General features: G+C 73.0%; 18 protein-coding genes. 8 read left to right on the top strand and 10 right to left on the bottom strand.

Going from position 1 to position 18,365, the window contains the following annotated elements; translation table 11 throughout:
• Positions 1 to 778: 778 nt before the first annotated feature.
• Positions 779 to 1,096: a terpene synthase family protein gene (locus ACVV2G_RS09400; RefSeq protein ID WP_453842154.1), complete on the top strand. Its 318-nt coding sequence runs from the start codon at positions 779 to 781 to the stop codon at positions 1,094 to 1,096.
• A gap of 401 nt (positions 1,097 to 1,497) precedes the next feature.
• Here ACVV2G_RS09400 and ACVV2G_RS09405 read toward each other — a convergent pair whose 3' ends face one another.
• Positions 1,498 to 3,039, bottom strand: coding sequence for an IucA/IucC family protein (locus ACVV2G_RS09405; protein WP_453842155.1), 1,542 nt, complete (start codon positions 3,037 to 3,039; stop codon positions 1,498 to 1,500).
• Between the two features lie 111 nt (positions 3,040 to 3,150).
• On the opposite strand from ACVV2G_RS09405, the gene ACVV2G_RS09410 reads away from it, so the two are divergent.
• The 3 genes from ACVV2G_RS09410 (at position 3,151) to ACVV2G_RS09420 (ending at position 6,851) form a co-directional block, all read left to right on the top strand.
• Positions 3,151 to 4,695 (top strand): IucA/IucC family protein, encoded by a 1,545-nt coding sequence (locus ACVV2G_RS09410; RefSeq protein ID WP_453842156.1) that lies wholly within the window; start codon positions 3,151 to 3,153, stop codon positions 4,693 to 4,695.
• 78 nt (positions 4,696 to 4,773) lie between these two features.
• Positions 4,774 to 6,048 carry a VWA domain-containing protein gene (locus tag ACVV2G_RS09415; protein ID WP_453842157.1) on the top strand — a complete coding sequence of 425 codons (1,275 nt, stop codon included), beginning with the start codon at positions 4,774 to 4,776 and terminating at the stop codon, positions 6,046 to 6,048.
• Entirely contained in the window at positions 6,048 to 6,851 is an 804-nt protein-coding gene (locus ACVV2G_RS09420) for a hypothetical protein (protein ID WP_453842158.1), read from the top strand. The genes ACVV2G_RS09415 and ACVV2G_RS09420 overlap by 1 nt, the downstream gene beginning before the upstream one ends.
• A gap of 46 nt (positions 6,852 to 6,897) precedes the next feature.
• Here ACVV2G_RS09420 and ACVV2G_RS09425 read toward each other — a convergent pair whose 3' ends face one another.
• Positions 6,898 to 7,539: a winged helix-turn-helix transcriptional regulator gene (locus ACVV2G_RS09425; protein ID WP_453842159.1), complete on the bottom strand. Its 642-nt coding sequence runs from the start codon at positions 7,537 to 7,539 to the stop codon at positions 6,898 to 6,900.
• A gap of 87 nt (positions 7,540 to 7,626) precedes the next feature.
• Between ACVV2G_RS09425 and ACVV2G_RS09430 the strand changes: the two genes are divergently transcribed.
• The 4 genes from ACVV2G_RS09430 to ACVV2G_RS09445 all read left to right on the top strand — a co-directional run bounded on the left by ACVV2G_RS09430 (position 7,627) and on the right by ACVV2G_RS09445 (position 10,634).
• A complete protein-coding gene (locus ACVV2G_RS09430) occupies positions 7,627 to 8,835 on the top strand; it encodes a pyridoxal phosphate-dependent aminotransferase (protein ID WP_453842160.1) in 1,209 nt (402 codons plus the stop codon).
• A 32-nt stretch (positions 8,836 to 8,867) separates the two neighbouring features.
• Positions 8,868 to 9,467: a histidine phosphatase family protein gene (locus tag ACVV2G_RS09435; protein WP_453842161.1), complete on the top strand. Its 600-nt coding sequence runs from the start codon at positions 8,868 to 8,870 to the stop codon at positions 9,465 to 9,467.
• Between the two features lie 37 nt (positions 9,468 to 9,504).
• Positions 9,505 to 10,149: a hypothetical protein gene (locus ACVV2G_RS09440; RefSeq protein WP_453842162.1), complete on the top strand. Its 645-nt coding sequence runs from the start codon at positions 9,505 to 9,507 to the stop codon at positions 10,147 to 10,149.
• 62 nt (positions 10,150 to 10,211) lie between these two features.
• The gene (locus tag ACVV2G_RS09445; protein ID WP_453842163.1) at positions 10,212 to 10,634 is read left to right on the top strand and encodes an acyl-CoA thioesterase; all 423 of its coding nucleotides are present in this window, start codon (positions 10,212 to 10,214) and stop codon (positions 10,632 to 10,634) included.
• Between the two features lie 477 nt (positions 10,635 to 11,111).
• On the opposite strand, the gene ACVV2G_RS09450 is transcribed toward ACVV2G_RS09445, so the two are convergent.
• The 8 genes from ACVV2G_RS09450 to ACVV2G_RS09485 all read right to left on the bottom strand — a co-directional run bounded on the left by ACVV2G_RS09450 (position 11,112) and on the right by ACVV2G_RS09485 (position 18,317).
• Entirely contained in the window at positions 11,112 to 12,497 is a 1,386-nt protein-coding gene (locus ACVV2G_RS09450; RefSeq protein WP_453842164.1) for a nucleobase:cation symporter-2 family protein, read from the bottom strand.
• Between the two features lie 241 nt (positions 12,498 to 12,738).
• Positions 12,739 to 14,127: an 8-oxoguanine deaminase gene (locus ACVV2G_RS09455; protein ID WP_453842165.1), complete on the bottom strand. Its 1,389-nt coding sequence runs from the start codon at positions 14,125 to 14,127 to the stop codon at positions 12,739 to 12,741.
• Between the two features lie 71 nt (positions 14,128 to 14,198).
• Complete coding sequence (locus tag ACVV2G_RS09460; protein WP_453842166.1) at positions 14,199 to 15,611, bottom strand: nucleobase:cation symporter-2 family protein; 1,413 nt, start codon at positions 15,609 to 15,611, stop codon at positions 14,199 to 14,201.
• Between the two features lie 64 nt (positions 15,612 to 15,675).
• Entirely contained in the window at positions 15,676 to 16,611 is a 936-nt protein-coding gene (pucL, locus tag ACVV2G_RS09465; protein ID WP_453842167.1) for a factor-independent urate hydroxylase, read from the bottom strand.
• Between the two features lie 7 nt (positions 16,612 to 16,618).
• Positions 16,619 to 17,020, bottom strand: coding sequence for a hydroxyisourate hydrolase (gene uraH / locus ACVV2G_RS09470; protein ID WP_453842168.1), 402 nt, complete (start codon positions 17,018 to 17,020; stop codon positions 16,619 to 16,621).
• On the bottom strand, positions 17,017 to 17,532 hold the full coding sequence (gene uraD / locus ACVV2G_RS09475) for a 2-oxo-4-hydroxy-4-carboxy-5-ureidoimidazoline decarboxylase (protein ID WP_453842169.1): 516 nt from the start codon (positions 17,530 to 17,532) through the stop codon (positions 17,017 to 17,019). The genes uraH and uraD overlap by 4 nt, the downstream gene beginning before the upstream one ends.
• Before the next feature lie 168 nt (positions 17,533 to 17,700).
• Positions 17,701 to 18,069 (bottom strand): helix-turn-helix domain-containing protein, encoded by a 369-nt coding sequence (locus tag ACVV2G_RS09480; protein WP_453842170.1) that lies wholly within the window; start codon positions 18,067 to 18,069, stop codon positions 17,701 to 17,703.
• The gene (locus ACVV2G_RS09485) at positions 18,066 to 18,317 is read right to left on the bottom strand and encodes a YkoF family thiamine-binding protein (protein ID WP_453842171.1); all 252 of its coding nucleotides are present in this window, start codon (positions 18,315 to 18,317) and stop codon (positions 18,066 to 18,068) included. The genes ACVV2G_RS09480 and ACVV2G_RS09485 overlap by 4 nt, the downstream gene beginning before the upstream one ends.
• Positions 18,318 to 18,365: the final 48 nt, after the last annotated feature.

Below are 18,365 nucleotides of genomic sequence, written 5' to 3' on the forward strand. Positions count from 1 at the left end.
TCGATCGTCCGCAACAGGCCACCCCGATATTCTGACTTGATCTGACACGGCCGACCTGAAGATCTTGGTGCTCCGGATGTGGCCCCACGTGGTCCTTCCTCGAATATGTCCGAGTCAAAGCTTCAGTAAAGGTTGTCTACATAGGGCCAAATGTTGACCAAGAGCTCACGGGGTTCACTCGTCGCTGACCTAGCTGTACTGCCCAGCCAGGTCGGTCGACCGGCCGGACAAGAGAGCGACGCCGGCCCCGGACCTGATCGGCCGCGATTTCCACGCCGAGCGGCCCGGGACCAAGCCGGTCGGTGACATCACCCACCTGCCTCCACCGCCGCGGGCTGGCTCTGCCTCGCCTGCCGGCTGGACCTGGCCACCCGCGAGGTCGTCGGCTGTGTCATGGCTGACCATCATCGCGTTACCTGCTCCACGCAGAAATTTCGGCCCCTTGGTCTTGACGAGATCGACGGCTCCTGAGTACCGGGCAAGACCCGCGTACCCGCGCCCGGCGCTCGTCAGGTGCTTCCAGGGCGTCGGATGCCGCGGGCCCGTCACCGCCGTCCCCGCGCGCGTCACCGTCGAACACGCCCTCGCCGACCACAAACGCCGGCAGCGACTGACCGTCGGCGGGAGGGCCTCACGGTGACGGTACGAGAAGGCAAGGGAGCGTGTGAGATCGCGGTGGCGCTTCCGCCGCGCTGCTGTCCGCTCTCGTCGTCGGCGCATCACGCGCTCACGCTCCCCCGCCGTGCGCCCGCCCTCAGCCGTCGCAGGTACGTAGCGGATGTTCGCCTTCGACGACGTCCACTGCGACGAGGGCGCGGCCAGCGTGCGCCCGGGCGACTTCGCCGAGACCGCGTCGCGCGTCGTGCGGGTTCTTCAGGTGCCGGAGGCGGTGGTGGGGCCGCCGGGCGACGCGTTCCTGGCCGCGGTGCGTGATCTGGCCGAGCGCGCCCACGCCTGGGGCAGCCCGGCGCAGGTGGCGCGCATGGTCGAGGCGCACCGCGGCTGGTTCTACGGCGTGCTGTGGGAGTTCGGGTGCCGGATGCGGGGGGCTCGGCCCGTCCCGCAGCACGTGCTGCGGGACGGCCGGGATGTGTGATCAACAGCGGTTGAAAAGGCCCCAGTCCCAGCCGGACCAGCCCTCCCCGTGTCTGCCGGCCCGCCCCTTCCACCAGCCCCGGAGGGCCCTTACGCGTCACATCAGCCAGAACCCGGTGAAGAGGCACAGCACGGATGTGGTCAGAAGAGGACGACACGGGCATCGCACCCGCCTTCGGAATCCGGACCGGATTCCAGGCGCCCGGGACAGCCGGCGATTCAACGCAGTCCCCCCCGGCACCCTCCACCCGCGCAGGGGCGTCCGTGAAGGGGGCGCGGAAGCACGGCCGATGGGCCCGCCCGACAAGCACCCGGCCGCGTGGCAACCGGGCGTGACGAGGCACGCTCCCGTGGGCGCCCGCCCGCGGTCCCGGGCCGCGGCACCCGGCGGACCGCCGGCCCTCACGCCCCGAGGAGGGGGTTGGCCAGCGGCCGGTAGCGGGCGTCGGCGCCGTCCGCGCCCGTCCAGCGGAGCAGGAGGTTGGTCTTGCCGGGGAGGGTGGGTGAGGCGAGGAGGGCGGGGATCTCGGGCAGGGCGTGGCGGGCCAGTTCCCGGCGGACGGCGGGCCAGGGGTCGAAGCCGGGGCGGGGCTCGGCGAGGGCCGCGGCGATCTCCGCGAGGTGGTTGACGACCAGGCAGTACACCAGCCGTTCCCAGCCGGCCGCCCGGGAGGTCTCCGGGAGGAGCCGGACGCCCTCCGCGTCCCGGAAGAGGGCCTGCACCGGTGTTCCGGACGCGTCCACGGCGACCAGTGTGTTCTGGAGGTGCGCCTCCAGGACGACGCCGTCGTCGGCGAAGGCGGTCAGGACGGGCGGGACGACGGCCGCGAGGTAGGCGTCCCACCAGGCCGCCGGGTCGGTGGTGGCCTCCAGCGGGCTGCCCTCGAAGCCCTCGACGAGCGCGGCGGCCAGCAGCGGGGTCGCGCCCGGCGGGACGCGGTCGCGCAGTCCGTCGCGGACGACGACGGCCAGTTCCTCGAAGGCGAAGTCCGCGGTGCGGTGGCCGCGGTCGGAGAGCCAGGCCGCCGGGGGGCCGACGGCGTCGAAGGCCTCGGTGACCGCCGTGTCGGTCCGGCGCAGTTTCAGCAGGTCGTGGCGCCACAGACGGCGGATGTCGTTGGTGATGCGGACGTCGAGGCTGAACTTGAGGAACAGGTCGCGCCCCGGAAGGTACTCGGGGGCGTACACCGTGCGGATCGCGGCCGTCGGCCAGACGGGGAAGCCGGTGGTGCCGAACCGGACGATCCGCCCGTCGGCGAAGGCCGGGGCCAGGGCGCTCGCGGCCAGCTCCAGCTGCCAGGGGTGGGCGGGCAGCAGCCGGTACCCGGGCGGGGCCTGACCGAGGGCGTCCAGGGCGGCGGTGTCGCCCTCGTCGACGACCGTGTCCTCGCGCACGCCGAGCAGGGTCAGCGGGAAGCGGGCGTGCGCCTCGGGCGCGTACGGCAGCCAGGCGGCGGGCGGGCCGCCGCCGCGGGCCTTCGGGGCGGGGTGGTGGGTGTGGCCGGTGAGCAGGGCCTGCTCGGAGCGCAGGTACGGGTCCCCGGGCGGGGTGGCCCGCGCCCGTGCCGTCAGCAGGGCGGCCACCGCGTCCCGGCTGCCGGTCATCTCGGCGGGCAGTTCGTGGTTGGACACACCGGTGTGCCGGCGCAGTTCATCGGCGACGAGCTCCACCAGTCCGGCGTGGTCGACGCGGTGCCAGCCGTCCGCCGTGCAGATCTCCGGTTCGGCGGGGCGGCGGCCGCCCCGCACCCGCAGCAGTCCGCCGCCGGGCAGCCGGTACACCGGCCGGGCTCCGGGGTCCGGCAGCGGTTCGGCCACTTCGCGCAGCAGGCAGTTCAGCAGCGGTGCGCCCGCGTAGGCGTCGGCGCGGCGCGCGACGTCGTCCCGGGTGTCGGCGTCCCGGGCGGCGCCGGCGGGCGGGGGCAGGAGATCCACGCGTTCCACTCGTTCCCTACGGTCGGTCCATCGCGGAGAGGACGGAGACGATCACGACGATCAGTATGTCTCTCGTCGTCCCTCCACCGTGCCGCCGCATTCGTACCCGAGGAGCAGAACGTGCATCGTCCCCGCAGCGCAGAGGCCGAGGTCGCCGACGAGCTGGCGGCCGTCCGTCCCACTCTGGCCGCCCGGTTCGCGGCCGAGCTGCCCGGCGCCCGCGCGGCCGTGCTGACCCGGCTGTGGCGTGCCCTCGCCTTCGAACCACTGCCGTGGATCGGGGGCCGGGAGTCCTGCGGGGACGGACTCGCCCTGCGTCTTCGGGACGGCCGTCGGCTGACCGGCCCGGCCGCCGACCCCTGTCGCACGGACGCGTACGTCCCGGTCGTACGGCTGGACGAGGTCCCGTACGACGCCCCGGAGCGGCTGATGCGTGACCTCGCCGTACCGCACTCGGCGGGATTCGCCGCCGAACTCGGGCACAGTACGGCGTCGTTGGCGCTGTCGCGCGCAGCCCAGCCCCCGCCGGCGGGGAAGGAGACGACGCCGAGGGATCACCCGGACGAGTGGCCGGACAGCGACTGGGGCTGGGAGCAGCGGGTGGTCGACGGGCACCCGTACCATCCCGGGTGCCGTGCGCGGCCGGGCTTCTCGGTGGCGGAGCAGCTGGCGTACGGGCCCGAGCACGGGCCGGTGGTGGGGCTGGGGCTGATGCCGGTGGCGGCGGCCGAGTGCCTGGTGACGGGGGCGTGGCCGCGGGAGTTGCGGGACGGGGCGCGGCTGCTGGTCCCGGTGCACCCCTGGCAGTCCGCGCACGTGCTCGGCCGGCCCTGCGACCAGGAACTCGCCGCGCACCCGCTGATGTCCCTGCGGACCCTCGCCGTACCCGGCGGACCACACGTCAAGACCGCGCTGAGCGCCCGGCTGACGTCCTCCGTGCGGGACATCTCGGTCGCGTCGGTCGCCGCGTCGGCGGACCTGTCGGCGTTCGGGGAGGAGCTGGCGGCACGCACGGACGGCCTGCTGCACGTCACCCGCACGCTGGGCGCGGCCACCGCCCACTCCCCCGACCTGGCCGCCGTACTGCGCGAGTCGCCACGGGTGTACGCGGCTGCGGGCGAGTACATCGTCCCGGTGGCGGCGCTGGCGACCACCCGACTGCCCCGCTCCCCCGCGTGGCGCGCGGCCTTCGCCCGTCTCGCGCTCACCGTCGGGCTGCGCGCGCTGGAGCTGGGCGTGGCCCTGGAGGCGCACGGCCAGAACCTCCTCGTCGTCCTGTCCTCGACGGGCGACCCGGTGCGCCTGGTCTACCGCGACCTGGCCGACATCCGGGTCTCCCCGGCCCGCCTGGCCCGGCACGGCATCGACGCCCCCGGTCTGCCCGCGCGGATGCTCACCGACGACCCGACGGCGCTGCGCCGCAAACTGTTCGGCTCACTGGTGGCAGGCGCCCTGGCGGCGACGGCCGGTTCCGCCCCGGCGTTGCGCAGGACCCTGGAGGCGGCCCTGCCCGAACTCCCGCGCACCGCCGACGCGGTGGCCCTGGGCGAGGAGCCGCTGCCGGTGAAGGCGCTGACGGTGATGCGTCTGACGCCCGGGCGTACGGGCGACCTCTGGACCGTACTGCCCAACCCTCTGACGACCGGATCGCCGGGGTCCGGGTGAACACCGGCCTTCATGGGAACCGGGGCGGTGATCGCGGCGGTTTTGGAGCGAGGCGCTCTGGATCAATAAGATCCGCCGATGATCACAAGAACACGGCTGGCGGCGGGTGCCTGTGCCCTGCTCGCCGCGCTGGCGGGCGGGATCGCGTTCCCGGCCGCGGCGAGCACCGGGGAACCCACGGGTGAGGACGCGCCGAAGGTCGACCTGGTGCTCGACGTCAGCGGTTCGATGCGGACACGGGACATCGACGGCGGTACGCGGATGGCCGCGGCGAAGCAGGCGTTCAACGAGGTGCTCGACGCGACGCCCGAGGAGGTGCGGCTCGGTATCCGGACCCTGGGCGCCGACTACCCGGGCGACGACCGCGAGAAGGGCTGCAAGGACACCGCGCAGCTCTACCCGGTCGGCCCGCTGGACCGCACCGAGGCCAAGACGGCGGTGGCGACGCTGGCGCCCACCGGCTGGACGCCGATCGGCCCCGCGCTGCTCGCGGCGGCCGACGACCTCGACGGCGGCGACGGCTCCAAGCGGATCGTGCTGATCAGCGACGGCGAGGACACCTGCGCCCCGCTCGACCCGTGCGAGGTGGCCCGCGAGATCGCCGCCCAGGGCATCGGGCTGACCATCGACACGCTGGGCCTGGTCCCCAGCACCGCGATGCGGCAGCAGCTCAGCTGCATCGCCGAGGCGACCGGCGGGACGTACACCTCCATCGAGCACACCGACGAACTGACCGACCGGGTCAACCAGTTGGTGGACCGTGCGGCCGACCCGGTGGTGACACCGGTCGCCACCGAGGGCGCGGACGCCTGCGCGAAGGCGCCGACGCTGGAGTCGGGTCTGTACACCGACCGCGAGGAGTTCGGGCAGCAGCGCTGGTACCGGGTGGACGTGCTGCCCGGACAGGAGTTGCGGGCCTCGGTGAGCGTCGGTGCCGACCGCGCCGTGAACCCGTCCTACGGGCTGCTGCTGCGGGCGGTCACGGTGCACGGCCGGGAGATCGTGCGCGGGGAGGCGGCGGGCAACGGCCGTACGGACGTGATCTCGACGGGGCTGCGGTACCCGAAGGCGGACCGCGACGACGCGGACGCCGGCACGCCGGCCGCGGAGACCGTGTGCCTCCAGGTGACCAACTCCTTCTCCGTCGCCTCCGGTGTGAAGACCACGCCCGGGCTGCCGCTGGAGCTGACCGTCGACGTCGTGGACGGTCCGAGCGACGCCGACGACGTGGCCTCCTTCGGTCTCGGACGCGGCTGGTGGCTGCTCGGCGTGCTGGTGCTCGCCGGATTCCTCGCCGGCCTGCTGTGGGGCTGGCTGTCACGCCTGCGGTTCGCGGTCTGGAGGACCCACTGATGCGTTTCACCCGAGCGTTGACCTCGGCGGTACTGCTGCTGGGCCTCGCCGCGTCGCCCGCGGCGGCCGACGCGTCCCCCTCCGCGAGCCCGTCCGAGGACGGCGGTACGCCGACGACGGCGGGCACCTCGTTCCGGACGGCGACCGAGATCGAACAGGGGCGGCCGGCCACGGCGAACGGCGCCGCGGGCGACTACCTGTACTGGTCGTTCCCGGCCGACGCCGGCCAGCGCCCCACCGTGCGGGCCACGGTGCGGCTGCCCGCCACGCACGCCGCCGAGACCTGGCGCATCGACGTCTACGACGGCCTGCGCCGCCGCCAGGCCTGCCAGTACGGCGCACAGACCCGCACGGCGGCGGCGGGTGCCGCGTCCGTGGAGCTGGCCTGCGTGCTGCGCACCGTGCGCGCCTGGTCGGAGCCGTGGGCGAACGACCCGCTGCCGGGGACGTACTACGTCCGGCTGACGGTCGTCGACCTGCCGACGTCGGACCTCGGTGTCCGGGTGGGCGCGGAGGTCGAGGTGGACGCCGAGGACATGGGCGGCGCGTCGGCGGTGGACGGTTCGCTGGCCGAGCCGCTGGTGCCGGGCGTGGCCGTGCGGTCCGGCGCGGACGAGGAGGACTCGGACCGCGTCGCCGTGCTGTCCGCGATCGAGCCCGAGGACGGCTGGTCCTCCGGCTGGTGGTCCGACCGGTGGGTGTGGACCGGGATCGGGGGTGTGCTGGCCGCGCTCGCGGGCGTCGGCGGGTACGCGCTGACCCGCGGCTCGGGGCGGCCGTCGCGGGTGCCTCCGGCCGCCTGACGGCGACGTTCCCCGGAAGGCCCGCCCCGGCGGGCCTTCCGTCGTCTCAGCCCTCCCGGAGCGCCTTGGCCGCCGTGCCCTCGCCGGTCACCTCGACGCGGCCGTCCCGTACCGCGTCCCGCAGGCCCAGCTCTCCCCGGCCGAGCGCCGCGCAGGTCCGGGCGTCCAGCACCAGCCGGGCGTCGGGCCTCGCCGGCGCGGGCCCGTCGCCGTACACGGGCCCCTGTTCGTCCGCGCCCGCGTGGAGGTGGAACTCTCCCTCGTCCAGCCCGACTTCGACGAGCCCCTCCCCCGCCCCGGCCTCCCGCAGGGCCCGCCGCAGGGGCAGCGCGAACCAGTGCGCCCGCACAGCGTCCGTGGGCCGCCGCTCCCCCAGCTCGCCGGCACCCCACGCGCCGAGCGCCTCCAGCACCGGCAGCAGCCCGCGGCCCCGCGGGGTCAGTTCGTAGACGTACGCCGCTCCCGGCGGGGGCAGCCGGCGCCGGGTCGTCAGCCCGCCCTGCTCCATGTCCTTGAGCCGCGAGGCGAGTACGTCGGTGCTGACGCCGGGCAGGTCGGCGTGCAGGTCGGTATAGCGCCGCGGACCGGCGAGGAGCTCCCGGACGATCAGCAGGGTCCAGCGGTCGCCGACGGCGTCGAGCGCACGGGCGGCGGAACAGTACTGGTCGTAGCTTCGGCGAGGTGACATGCGACGCAGTCTAGACAAGTTGTTGGACTTTCCAAGCTCCCGCTTGGTAAAACCAAGCATCATCAGATACCGGAGGGGAAGCGCCGCATGGAGTTCCGGCAGTCGAACAAGCTCAGCGAGGTCTGTTACGAGATCCGCGGCCCGGTCATCGAGCAGGCCGACGCGCTGGAGGCAGCGGGGCACAGCGTGCTGCGCCTGAACACCGGCAACCCCGCGCTCTTCGGTTTCGAGGCGCCGGAGGAGATCCTCCAGGACATGATCCGCATGCTGCCGCAGGCGCACGGCTACACCGACTCGCGCGGCATCCTCTCCGCCCGCCGCGCCGTCGCCCAGCGCTACCAGGGCCTCGGCCTGGAGGTGGGCGTGGACGACGTCTTCCTCGGCAACGGCGTCTCCGAGCTGGTCTCCATGGCCGTACAGGCCCTGCTGGAGGACGGCGACGAGGTCCTGATCCCCGCCCCCGACTTCCCCCTCTGGACGGCGGTGACCACGCTCGCGGGCGGCAGGGCGGTGCACTACCTGTGCGACGAGCAGGCCGAGTGGTACCCGGATCTCGCGGACATGGAGTCCAGGATCACCGATCGCACCAAGGCGGTCGTCATCATCAACCCGAACAACCCGACGGGCGCCGTCTACCCCAAGGAGATCGTCGAGGGCATCCTCGACCTCGCCCGCCGGCACGGCCTGATGGTCTTCGCCGACGAGATCTACGACCAGATCCTGTACGACGACGCCGTGCACCACTCGGCCGCCGCCCTCGCCCCCGACCTGGTGGTCCTGACCTTCTGCGGCCTGTCGAAGACCTACCGGGTGGCGGGCTTCCGCTCCGGCTGGCTGGTGGTCACCGGACCGCGGCAGCACGCGCGCGACTACCTGGAGGGCCTGACCATGCTGGCCTCCATGCGCCTGTGCGCCAACGCGCCCGCCCAGTACGCCATCCAGGCCGCGCTCGGCGGCCGCCAGTCGATCCGCGAACTGACCGCGCCGGGCGGCAGGCTGCGCGAACAGCGCGACGTCGCCTGGGAGCGGCTGAACGAGATCCCGGGCGTCTCCTGCGTGAAGCCCAAGGGCGCGCTGTACGCCTTCCCGCGCATCGATCCCAAGGTGCACCGGATCCACGACGACGAGCGGTTCGTCCTCGACCTGCTGCTGCGCGAGAAGATCCAGGTGGTCCAGGGGACCGGCTTCAACTGGCCGGGCACCGACCACTTCCGCATCCTCACCCTCCCCCACGCGGACGACCTGGAGGCGGCCATCGGGCGGATCGGGCGGTTCCTGGGCGGGTACCGGCAGTGAGCGGCCGACGGCCGGACGCATAGCCTGGAGGCATGGGAGATCTCTTTCTCGTCCGGCACGGTGAGACCGAATGGTCGCGTTCCGGGCGGCACACCGGACTGACGGACGTTCCACTGACCGAACGGGGGCGGGCGCAGGCCCGGAGCCTGGTGCCGCTGATCCGGTCGCACCGGATCGGGGCCGCGTTCGTCAGCCCCTTCCAACGGGCCCGGGAGACGGCCGAGCTGATCGGGCTGCACGAGACGCGGATCGATCCGGACCTGCACGAGTGGGACTACGGCGGGTACGAGGGCATCACGACGGTCGAGATCCACCGGACCAGGCCGGACTGGTTCCTGTTCACGGACGGCGTCACACCGGGACCCGCGGACCACCCCGGGGAGACGCCCGAGCAGGTGGGCGAGCGGGCCGACCGCGTGCTGGCCCGGGTGGAGGCCGCGTTCGCCGACACCGAGGGATGTGTGGTGCTGGTGGCGCACGGACACTTCCTGCGGGTGCTGACCGCCCGGCACCTGGGGCTCGATCCCGCCCAGGGGGCGCTGTTCCAGCTCGGCACGGGCACGCTGTGCCGGCTGGGCACGGAGCACGGGCGGCCGGTGGTCGCCGCCTGGAATGTCAGACCCCCCGCGTAGTCTTCGAAGGCGTCACCGGTGAGGGAGGGAGGACGCCGTGGCTCTGTCGCCCACCCCCGCGCAGCGGCGTGTCATCGATGCCGCCGATCCCGTGACCGGGCGCCTGAGAGGGACCGAGGCGCAGCTCACCGGACTGGTGAAACGGGGGCTGGCCTTCCGTCATCCGCGGCCGCCGCACGACCACTTCCTGACGCCGGCCGGACACCGGATACGGCAGGCCCCGGCCGGGCCGGAGGCGCTCCCGGCCCGTGAGCCGGCCGCACCGGCCGCCGACGGGGTGTTCGCCGCGCGGGTGGGCGGGGAGGAGCCCGTGCCGGGCGGTGCCGGGCCGGCGCGGCTGCGCGAGGTGCGCGGCGCCTGGCAGGGGCTGCTGGAGCTGCGCCGGATGACCCACTCCGACGGGAGCACGGACCGGCCCTGCGCATGGGAGCGTACGCACCTGGTACAGGCCGCCGCGCTCGCCCTGGAGGCGGCCGGGCACCGCCCGGCGGGGCCCGGTGGCGGCGACGGGTACCGGGTGCGGGCGACACCCCAGCCGGAGGCCGTCGCCGTGCACGAGCCCGACGGAGCGGCGCTGCGGGACTGTGCGGCGACGCTGGAGCGGGCGGGCTGGCAGGTCGGGGAGCACACCGAGCCGCGCACCCGGGACCGTTACCTGCTGGCCTCCCCGCGGAAGGTGTGAACCGCCGTGTCAGGATCGGCGGGTCAGCAGGCGCCGTACCGGTACGAGGAGAGGCACCAGCCGTGAGCGAACCGTTCTCCGTTCCCGTGACCGTCCGCGGGTACGAGACCGACACCCAGGGCCACCTGAACCAGGCCGTGTATCTCAACTACGCCGAGCACGCCCGCTGGTCGCTGCTCCAGGCGGCCGGCATCCGGCAGGCCGGCCTCGTGGCCCGGGGCGTGGGCCCGGTCTCCCTGGAGACGACGGTCCGCTACCGGCGGGAGCTGCTCGCCGGCGACGAGGCCGAGGTGACCTGCGCCTTCGAGTGGGGCGAGGGCAGGACGTTCCGGATGGTGCAGGTCATCCGCAAGGCGGACGGCACCGTCGCCGCCGAGATCGAGGGCGTCGGCGGGCTCATCGACCTGACCGCGCGCAAGCTGGTGGCCGATCCGCGGCAGCGCTTCAAGGAACTGGCCTCGGAACCGGGGCTGCTCGGTCTGTGACCCGGCGCCTCCCCCGGCGGCGGGTGCTCGGCCGACTGCTCCGGTCGGAACCGGTGCCGGGGGCCGGACCGGTTCCGCGGCCCCGGTCCGTTACCGGCCCGGTGCTGGTCCGGTACGGCCCTACTGCCACACGGCCACACGGCCACACGCAGCCGTGCCCCGTGACGCCCGCCGGCCCGGCACCAGCCGTCCGCCAGGCCGGCGCCTCGGGCCGGCGCCTCGGGCGGAGGTGGCGTCAGGCACCCTGCACGGGAATGGCGTCAGGCAACTCCCCCGATCAGGGATGACGTCGAGCACCCCCCGGGCTGGCATGACGTCAAGCACCTCCCCGGGCAGGCATGGCCTCAGGCGGTGGGCGGGTGGCCGATCACTGCCCGCACCGCGGGGTCCCGGAAGCGGCCATGACGGCATGCGGGGCCGGCGCCTCCGGGGGAGGCGCCGGCCCCCGTAACGCCCGGGGCCCGCCCGGGGTGGGCCTCACGACGTGGCCGGGGCCCGGGACGCTCCGGTGATCTCCTCCCCCGCCTCCATAGGATGGGTCACGTCCTCCGCGTCCCGTCCCCGGCCCGTGTGGTTGAAGACCAGGTTGAGCAGGACGGCGGCCACGCAGCCGGTCGAGATGCCCGAGTCGAGGATGATCTTCGCGTTCTCCGGGAACGAGTGGTAGAACTCCGGCGCCGCGATCGGGATGACGCCGACGGCCAGGGACACCGCCACGATCAGGACGTTGTTGTCCTTGTCCAGGCTCGCCCGGACCAGGGTCTGGATACCGCTGGCCGCGACGGAGCCGAAGAGGACCACCCCGGCGCCGCCGAGCACCGGCCGGGGCACGACGGCGATGAGCGAGGCCGCCATGGGACACAGCCCCATCAGCACCAGGAAACCGCCGCCCGCGGCGACGACGTAGCGGCTGCGGATCTTCGTCATCGCCACCAGGCCGATGTTCTGCGCGAAGGCACTGCACATGAAGCCGTTGAAGAGCGGGCTGATCGCCGAGCCGAGGGTGTCGGCGCGCAGGCCGGCCGCGATGGTCCTCTCGTCGGCCTTGCGGTCCACGATCTCGCCCAGGGCGAGCATGTCGGCGGTGGACTCGGTCATCGAGACCACCATCACCACGCACATGGAGAGGATCGCGGCGAGCTGGAACTGCGGGGCGCCGAAGTGGAACGGGGCCGGGAAGCCGACCACGCTCGCGTCCGCGACCGGCCCGAAGTCCGTGACGCCGAACGGGATCGCGATGAGCGTGCCCGCGACCAGGCCGAGCAGCACGGCGATCTGCTTGACGAAGCCGCGGGTGAAGCGGCGCAGCAGGAGGACGATGACGAGGGTGACCGCCGCCAGGCCCAGGTTGGTCGACGAACCGAAGTCGTCCGCCTCGGGACTGGAGCCCTGCGCCCAGCCGAAGGCGACGGGCAGCAGGGATATGCCTATGAGGGTGATGACGGTGCCGGTGACGACCGGCGGGAAGAAGCGGATCGCCTTGCAGAAGACGGGGGCCGCGAGGAAACCGAGGAGTCCGGCGACGACGACCGCGCCGAAGATGATCGGCAACGCGTCGGACTTGTCCTCGGTGGCGGCGACGATCGCGGTCATGGGGGCGACGCCGGCGAAGGTGACGCCGTTGACGAAGGGCAGCCGGGCGCCGATCTTCCAGATGCCGAGGGTCTGCAGGAAGGTGGCGAGGCCCGCGGTGAACAGACAGGCGCCGGTGAGGAAGGTGAGTTCGGTGGCGGTGAGGCCGATGGCCGCACCGACGATCAGGGGTGGTGCCACTACTCCGGCGTACATGGCGGCCACGTGCTGCAGGCCGGTCGTCGCCATCTTGAGGGGCGGGAGTTTCTCGTCTACGGGGTGGTCTGCCACGGCGGCGTCCCTCCGGTCGGGTACACGTCGGCTCTGACGCGGGTGTCATGGAGGTGGTGCGGGTGGTGACGGTCGTGCGGGACCGTGACGGACCGTCTGGGGAAACGGTGACCGCTCCGGAGGCGTGCGCATGGGCGCACGCCCCGGAGACGGCCGCCATGGACCCCGCTCGGGTCCACGGCTACCGGCCGGGAGCCGTCCCTCCCGGCCGGAGATCAAGGGGTGTCGGGGTGTACGTCGTTCAGGCCCGGGCGGCGATCCTCGCCAGGCGCTGGGCCTCGTTCCGGGTGGAGCGGGCGATGGCGTCCTCGTCGGCCGTGAGCAGCCTGCCGTCCTCGACGATCTGACGGCCGTTCACGAACGACGCGGTGACCGGGGCGGCTGCGCCGAGGACCAGGGCGGTCACCGGGTCGGCGATGGAGGAGTGGGCGAGGGTGTCCATCCGCCACAGCACCAGGTCGGCCAGCTTGCCCGGCTCCAGGGAACCGGTCTCGGCGGCCCGGCCCAGGACCCGGGCGCCGCCGTAAGTGCCCAGGCGCAGCGCCTGGCGGGCGTCCAGCGCGGCCTCGCGGTGGGCGCCGAGCCGGTTGACGAGCAGGGCGTTGCGCAACTCGGTGTGGAGTTCGCCGGACTCGTTGGAGGCGGTGCCGTCCACGCCGAGGCCGACCGGGACGCCGGCGGCGAGCAGGTCGGGGACGCGCGCGATGCCCGCGGCCAGCCGGGCGTTGGAGGAGGGGCAGTGGGCGACGCCGGTCCCCGTGCGGGCGAAGGCCGCGATGTCGGAGTCGTTCATGTGGACGCAGTGCGCCATCCACACGTCCTCGCCGAGCCATCCGGTGGACTCGAAGTAGTCGGTCGGGCCCATGCCGAACAGCTCGTGGCAGAACTTCTCCTCCTCCACGGTCTCCGAACCGTGGGTGTGCAGCCGTACGCCGAGCCGGCGGGCCAGCTCCGCGCTGTGCCGCATCAGTTCGGTGGAGACGGAGAACGGGGAGCAGGGGGCGACGGCGACCTGGGTCATCGCGTCGAAGGAGGCGTCGTGGTGCTCCTCGACGGTGGCCTCGGTGGCGGCGAGCGCGCCGTCCAGGCTCTCCACCGCGAAGTCCGGCGGCAGCCCGCCGTCGGACTCGCCGCGGTCCATGGAGCCGCGGGCGAGGGTGAAGCGGACGCCCATCTCGCGGGCGGCGCGGATGATCGCGCCGGACAGGTCGCCGGAGCCCTTCGGGAAGACGTAGTGGTGGTCCATGGCGGTGGTGACGCCGCCGCGGGCCATCATGGCGAGGGAGCCCTGGGCCGCCGCGTACACCATCGGCTCGTCGATGCGCGCCCAGGTCGGGTACAGCGCGACCAGCCAGTTGAACAGGTTGTGGTCGGTGGCCAGGCCCCGGGTGATCCACTGGTAGAAGTGGTGGTGGGTGTTGACCAGGCCGGGCGTGGCCAGGTGGCCGGTCGCGTCGATACGGCGTACGACGTTGGCGAGGTCCCGCGGCGCCGCTCCCGCTCCCACGGACTCGATCCGGTTGCCCGCGAGGACGAGGTGGCCCGAGGCGTACTCGGTGTCGCTCGCGTCCACCGTGGCGATCGCGCAGTTCTCGACGACCACGCGCTCGGCTGCCGATGATGCTGCCATGCTGCTTCCTTGTCTTTCAGTGCGGCCCATGGGCGGGGAGTGAGTACCCACGGGGAGGGCACGGCAGGACCCTAGGAGGATTTGAGTGCCGCGGCCGCGGGGCGGCTGCGGGTGCCGAGATGGTGGAAGAACAGGTTGAGCGTGACCGCGGTGAGCGCGCCGGCGCTGATGCCGGAGCCGAGCACGGTCTGGGCCCACGCGGGGAACTGGGCGTAGAAGGCCGGCGCCGCCAGCGGGATGATGCCCGCGCCGAGCGCCACGGCCACCAGGATGATGTTGGAGCTGTCGTCCAGTCCGGCCTCGGACAGGGTGCGGATGCCGCTGACGGCGATCGAGCCGAAGAGCACGATGCCCGCGCCGCCGAGGACCGGCATGGGGACCAGGGAGACGACCGCGCCGAGGACCGGGAAGGCGCCGAGGACCAGCAGGGTGGCGCCCGCGACGGCGACGACGTAGCGGCTGCGCACCCGGGTGAGGGAGACGACGCCGACGTTCTGGGCGAAGGCGGAGGTGGGGAAGCCGCCGAAGACGGGGCCGACCAGGGTGGCGAGGCCGTCGGTGCGCAGGCCGCGGGTGATGACCCTGGAGTCGGCGCGGCGGTCGCAGATCTCGCCGAGGGCGAGCATGCCGGCGGACGATTCCGTCATCAGGACCAGCATCACGATGCACAGCGACAGGATGGCGGCGGGCTGGAACTCGGGGGCGCCGAAGGCGAACGGCGGGGGCAGCGCGGCCAGTGGCGCGGACCGCAGGCCGCTGAAGTCGGCCATGCCGAGGGGGACGGCGGCCAGGGTGCCGACGAGCAGGCCGAAGAGCAGGGCGACCTGCTTCAGGAAGCCCTTGCCGAAGCGCTGCACGACGAGGACGACGGCGAGGGTGAACGCGGCGAGCGCGAGGTTGCCCGTGGAGCCGAAGCCGGCGGCGCTCTCGTCGCCGCCCTGGGCCCAGACGACGGGGACCGGCATCAGGGTGACGCCGATGAGGGTGATCACCACACCGGTGACCAGGGGCGGGAAGAAGCGGAGCAGCCGCCCGAAGAACGGGCCGACGGCCAGGCAGAAGACACCGGCGACCATCACCGCACCGTAGACGGCGGGGAGTTGGCGTCCGTCGCCGTTCGTCTCGGCGATGGCGAGGATGGGGGCGATGCCGGCCGAGGAGGCGGCGTTGACGAAGGGCAGGCGGTTGCCGGCGAAGTTCCTCACGCCGAGCGTCTGGACCAGGGTGGCGATGCCCGCGATGAGCAGGCTCGCGGCGATCAGCCGGGTGCGGCCCTCGACGTCGAGGCCGACGGCCTGGCCGATGATGAGCGGAGGAGTGACGACGCCCGCGTACATGGCGGCGATGTGCTGGAGCGCGGCGGGGACGAGCCGCGAGGGGTGGAGCCTCTCGTCCACCGGGTGCACGGACGTGACGGCGCCCTCGGTGTGCTCCGGCGGGGTGGAACCCGGGCCTGTGGCGGGCCCTTTCGCAGGCAGTGCCATGGTGTTTCCTCCGGTGTGGCCCGCCCCCGGGTCCCGAAGCCGGGCCGGGGGCGCGCTTTCCGCGTCAGAGGTTGGTCATGTCGACCGGGATGAGTTGCTCGGCGCCGTCGCGCAGGATGGTGGCCTCGATCAGGCCGTAGGGGCGGTCGGCGGCGTAGTAGACGGCGCCGTCCTTGGCCTCGTTGTCGATCCCGAAGGGCGACAGGTCCGAGCGGAAGTGGTGCTTGTTGGGCATGGAGAAGCGGATCTCGTCCACCTCGTCGCGGGAGTTGAGCACCCGTACGCCCATCTCGAAGAGGGTCTGCTGCAGCGAGTACGAGTACGTCTCGGCGAAGGCCTGGAGCGCGTGCTTGCGCACTCCACTGTACGAGCGGTCCCAGTCCGGGGCGTGCGAGTCGACGCCGTCCCAGTTGTGCCGCCACCAGGTGGAGACGGTGGTGGCGAGGATCCGGTCGTGATCCTCCTTGAGGGTGGTGTACTTGTCCTTCAGGTAGCCGAAGAACTCGGAGTTGGTCGAGTTCAGGACGGTCAGGTCCTTGAAGCCGGAGAGCACCTGGATGCCGTGGCCGTCGTAGGTGATCTGCGCGACGCGGGTCTCCTGGCCCGTGCGGACGAAGGAGTGCGCGATCTCCTCGGAACCGACGAAGCGGGCGCCGCCCTTGGAGGTCTCGATCCGCTCCCAGCCGTACTCCTCGACGCGGATGCGGGCCCGGTGGATCGGCTCGTTGTCGTCCACGAAGTGGCGGGCGAGCTTGACGCCGAGGTCCTCGGCGCTCTCGATGCCGTGCTCCTTGGCGAAGGCGAACACCGTGTTCTTGGTGGTGTCGGTCGGCAGGACGTTGGCGTTGGACCCGCTGCGGTGGACCTCCTCCATGTCGCCGGACAGGGCGACGGAGACGTTCAGGTCCTTGATGTGGTGCGTGTCGCCGTCCCGCGTGATCTTGACGACGCGGTTCTCTGCCTTGCCGTACTGGTTCTGTCCCAGGACGAAACGGGTCATGTGTCGGTCAGCTCCCTCGGTAAACGGAGTAGCCGAACGGGTTGAGCAGCAGCGGAACGTGGTAGTGCTCGCCGGGCACCACCGCGAAGGTGATGGTGACCTCGGGGAAGAACACGGGCCGGCCGTTCTCGCTGTCCCGGAGCGCGGGGGCGTCCTGCTGGGCCGCGGCTTGTTTCCTGGCGAAGTACGTCTCGGTGTCGAAGTCGAGCCGTACGTGTGTGGTGCCCTCCGGCAGGGCCGGGAGGTCCTTGCACCGGCCGTCCGCGTCGGTCGCGGAGGCGCCCAGGTTCCGCCAGTCCGCACCGGCGCCCGCGCGGGCGGCGAGCCGGACGGCGACCCCCTCGGCGGGGCGGCCGGCGCTGGTGTCCAGGATGTGCGTGGACACGGAGGCGGTGGTGCTGGTGCTCATGGTCGGGCGTCCTGTTCGACGAGTCGGGTCAGGCGGATGCGGTTGATCTTCCCCAGTTCGGTGCGGACGATCTCCCGCTCCTGCTCGGGCGAGTTGCCGATCCGCTCCTTGACCGCGTCCCGCATCTGCTCCCCGGTCCGGCCGGTGGCGCAGATGAGGAAGACATGGCCGAACCTGTCCTGGTAGGCCAGGTTGAGGTCGAGCATCTCCGCCCTGAGGTCCTCGGAGGCGCCGGCCATGCCCGCCTGTTCGCGGGACGAGGTCGGGTCGCCCGGCTCGGGACGGCCGATCGGCGGGTGCCCGGCCATCGCCTCGGCGAGGTCCTCGGCCGTCAGCCGGGCCATGGCGGCGTCGGCGGCGGCGTACAGGTCCTCGGGGGTGGCGAAGGGGCGAGCGGCGAGCAGGTGCCGGGCCCACGCCGTGGAGGCACACGCTTCGTGGAGTTCGGCGAGCGCCGCGGCCTCCTCGAGGGTGTTGAAACGGGCCAGGCCCGACGCGGAAGTGGACGTCACGGGAGCCTCCGTGGCCTTGTGCTGAACGGGCGTGCCGATAGCTAACGCCCTCGGAAACAACGCGTCAACACTTTGTTGAAAATTCGGGGCAACAAAAGCCGCCGCCCGGTCACCGGGCGGCGGCTTGCCGTTCAGGAGGTCGTGCCTGGTCAGGTGCCCCTCGTCCGTTCAGGCACCCTTCTCGCGGTTGAGGTAGTTGTAGACGGTGAAGCGGCTGACGCCGAGGGCGCTCGCGACGGTCTCCACGCCGTGCCGCACGGAGAAGGCGCCCCGGGCCTCCAGCATCCGCACGACCTCCTGCTTGGCCCGGCGGTCCAGGTCGGCGAGCGGCCTGCCCTGCCGGCGCTCCAGGGCGGCCAGGATGTGGTCCAGGGAGTCGGCGAGCTGCGGCAGGCGCACGGCGACCACGTCGGCGCCCTCCCAGGTGAGCACGACGTCGTCCTGGCCCGCCTCGTCGGCCGGCAGCAGCTCGCCGCCGATGGCGTCGACCAGGGGCTTGACCGCCGCGATGAAGGGTTCCTCCCCGGCGCCGGTCACCGCTCACCCTCTCCGACCACGTTGACCTGGAGGGAGATGCGGGTGGCGCCCGCCGCCAGGGACCGGCGCAGCAGCGCGTCCACGGCGGTGAGCACCGCGTCCGCGCCGCCCTCGGCCGTGTTGCCGAACGGGCCGACGTCCACCGCGTCCAGCTCCGCGGCCTCGAGGACCTCCCGGGCGACCACCGCGTGCGCGGGCGCCTCGTCGAGGTCGAAGGGCTCGGTCGTGAACTCCACTCTCAATCGCACCCGGTCAACCTAACGCGCGGTGCCCGTATTCCGCCGCCCCCTCTTGAC

The organism is Streptomyces sp. JK94 (assembly GCF_053613315.1).

What these genes read in the sequence shown, in the direction of transcription:
- ACVV2G_RS09420 (WP_453842158.1), top strand. Translation starts at nt 6,048, where the DNA reads ATGCGTTTCACCCGAGCGTTGACCTCGGCGGTACTGCTGCTGGGCCTC.
- pucL (WP_453842167.1), bottom strand. Translation starts at nt 16,611, where the DNA reads ATGACCCGTTTCGTCCTGGGACAGAACCAGTACGGCAAGGCAGAGAAC.
- ACVV2G_RS09430 (WP_453842160.1), top strand. Translation starts at nt 7,627, where the DNA reads ATGGAGTTCCGGCAGTCGAACAAGCTCAGCGAGGTCTGTTACGAGATC.
- ACVV2G_RS09400 (WP_453842154.1), top strand. Translation starts at nt 779, where the DNA reads ATGTTCGCCTTCGACGACGTCCACTGCGACGAGGGCGCGGCCAGCGTG.
- ACVV2G_RS09415 (WP_453842157.1), top strand. Translation starts at nt 4,774, where the DNA reads ATGATCACAAGAACACGGCTGGCGGCGGGTGCCTGTGCCCTGCTCGCC.
- uraH (WP_453842168.1), bottom strand. Translation starts at nt 17,020, where the DNA reads ATGAGCACCAGCACCACCGCCTCCGTGTCCACGCACATCCTGGACACC.
- ACVV2G_RS09460 (WP_453842166.1), bottom strand. Translation starts at nt 15,611, where the DNA reads ATGGCACTGCCTGCGAAAGGGCCCGCCACAGGCCCGGGTTCCACCCCG.
- ACVV2G_RS09425 (WP_453842159.1), bottom strand. Translation starts at nt 7,539, where the DNA reads ATGTCACCTCGCCGAAGCTACGACCAGTACTGTTCCGCCGCCCGTGCG.
- ACVV2G_RS09455 (WP_453842165.1), bottom strand. Translation starts at nt 14,127, where the DNA reads ATGGCAGCATCATCGGCAGCCGAGCGCGTGGTCGTCGAGAACTGCGCG.
- ACVV2G_RS09435 (WP_453842161.1), top strand. Translation starts at nt 8,868, where the DNA reads ATGGGAGATCTCTTTCTCGTCCGGCACGGTGAGACCGAATGGTCGCGT.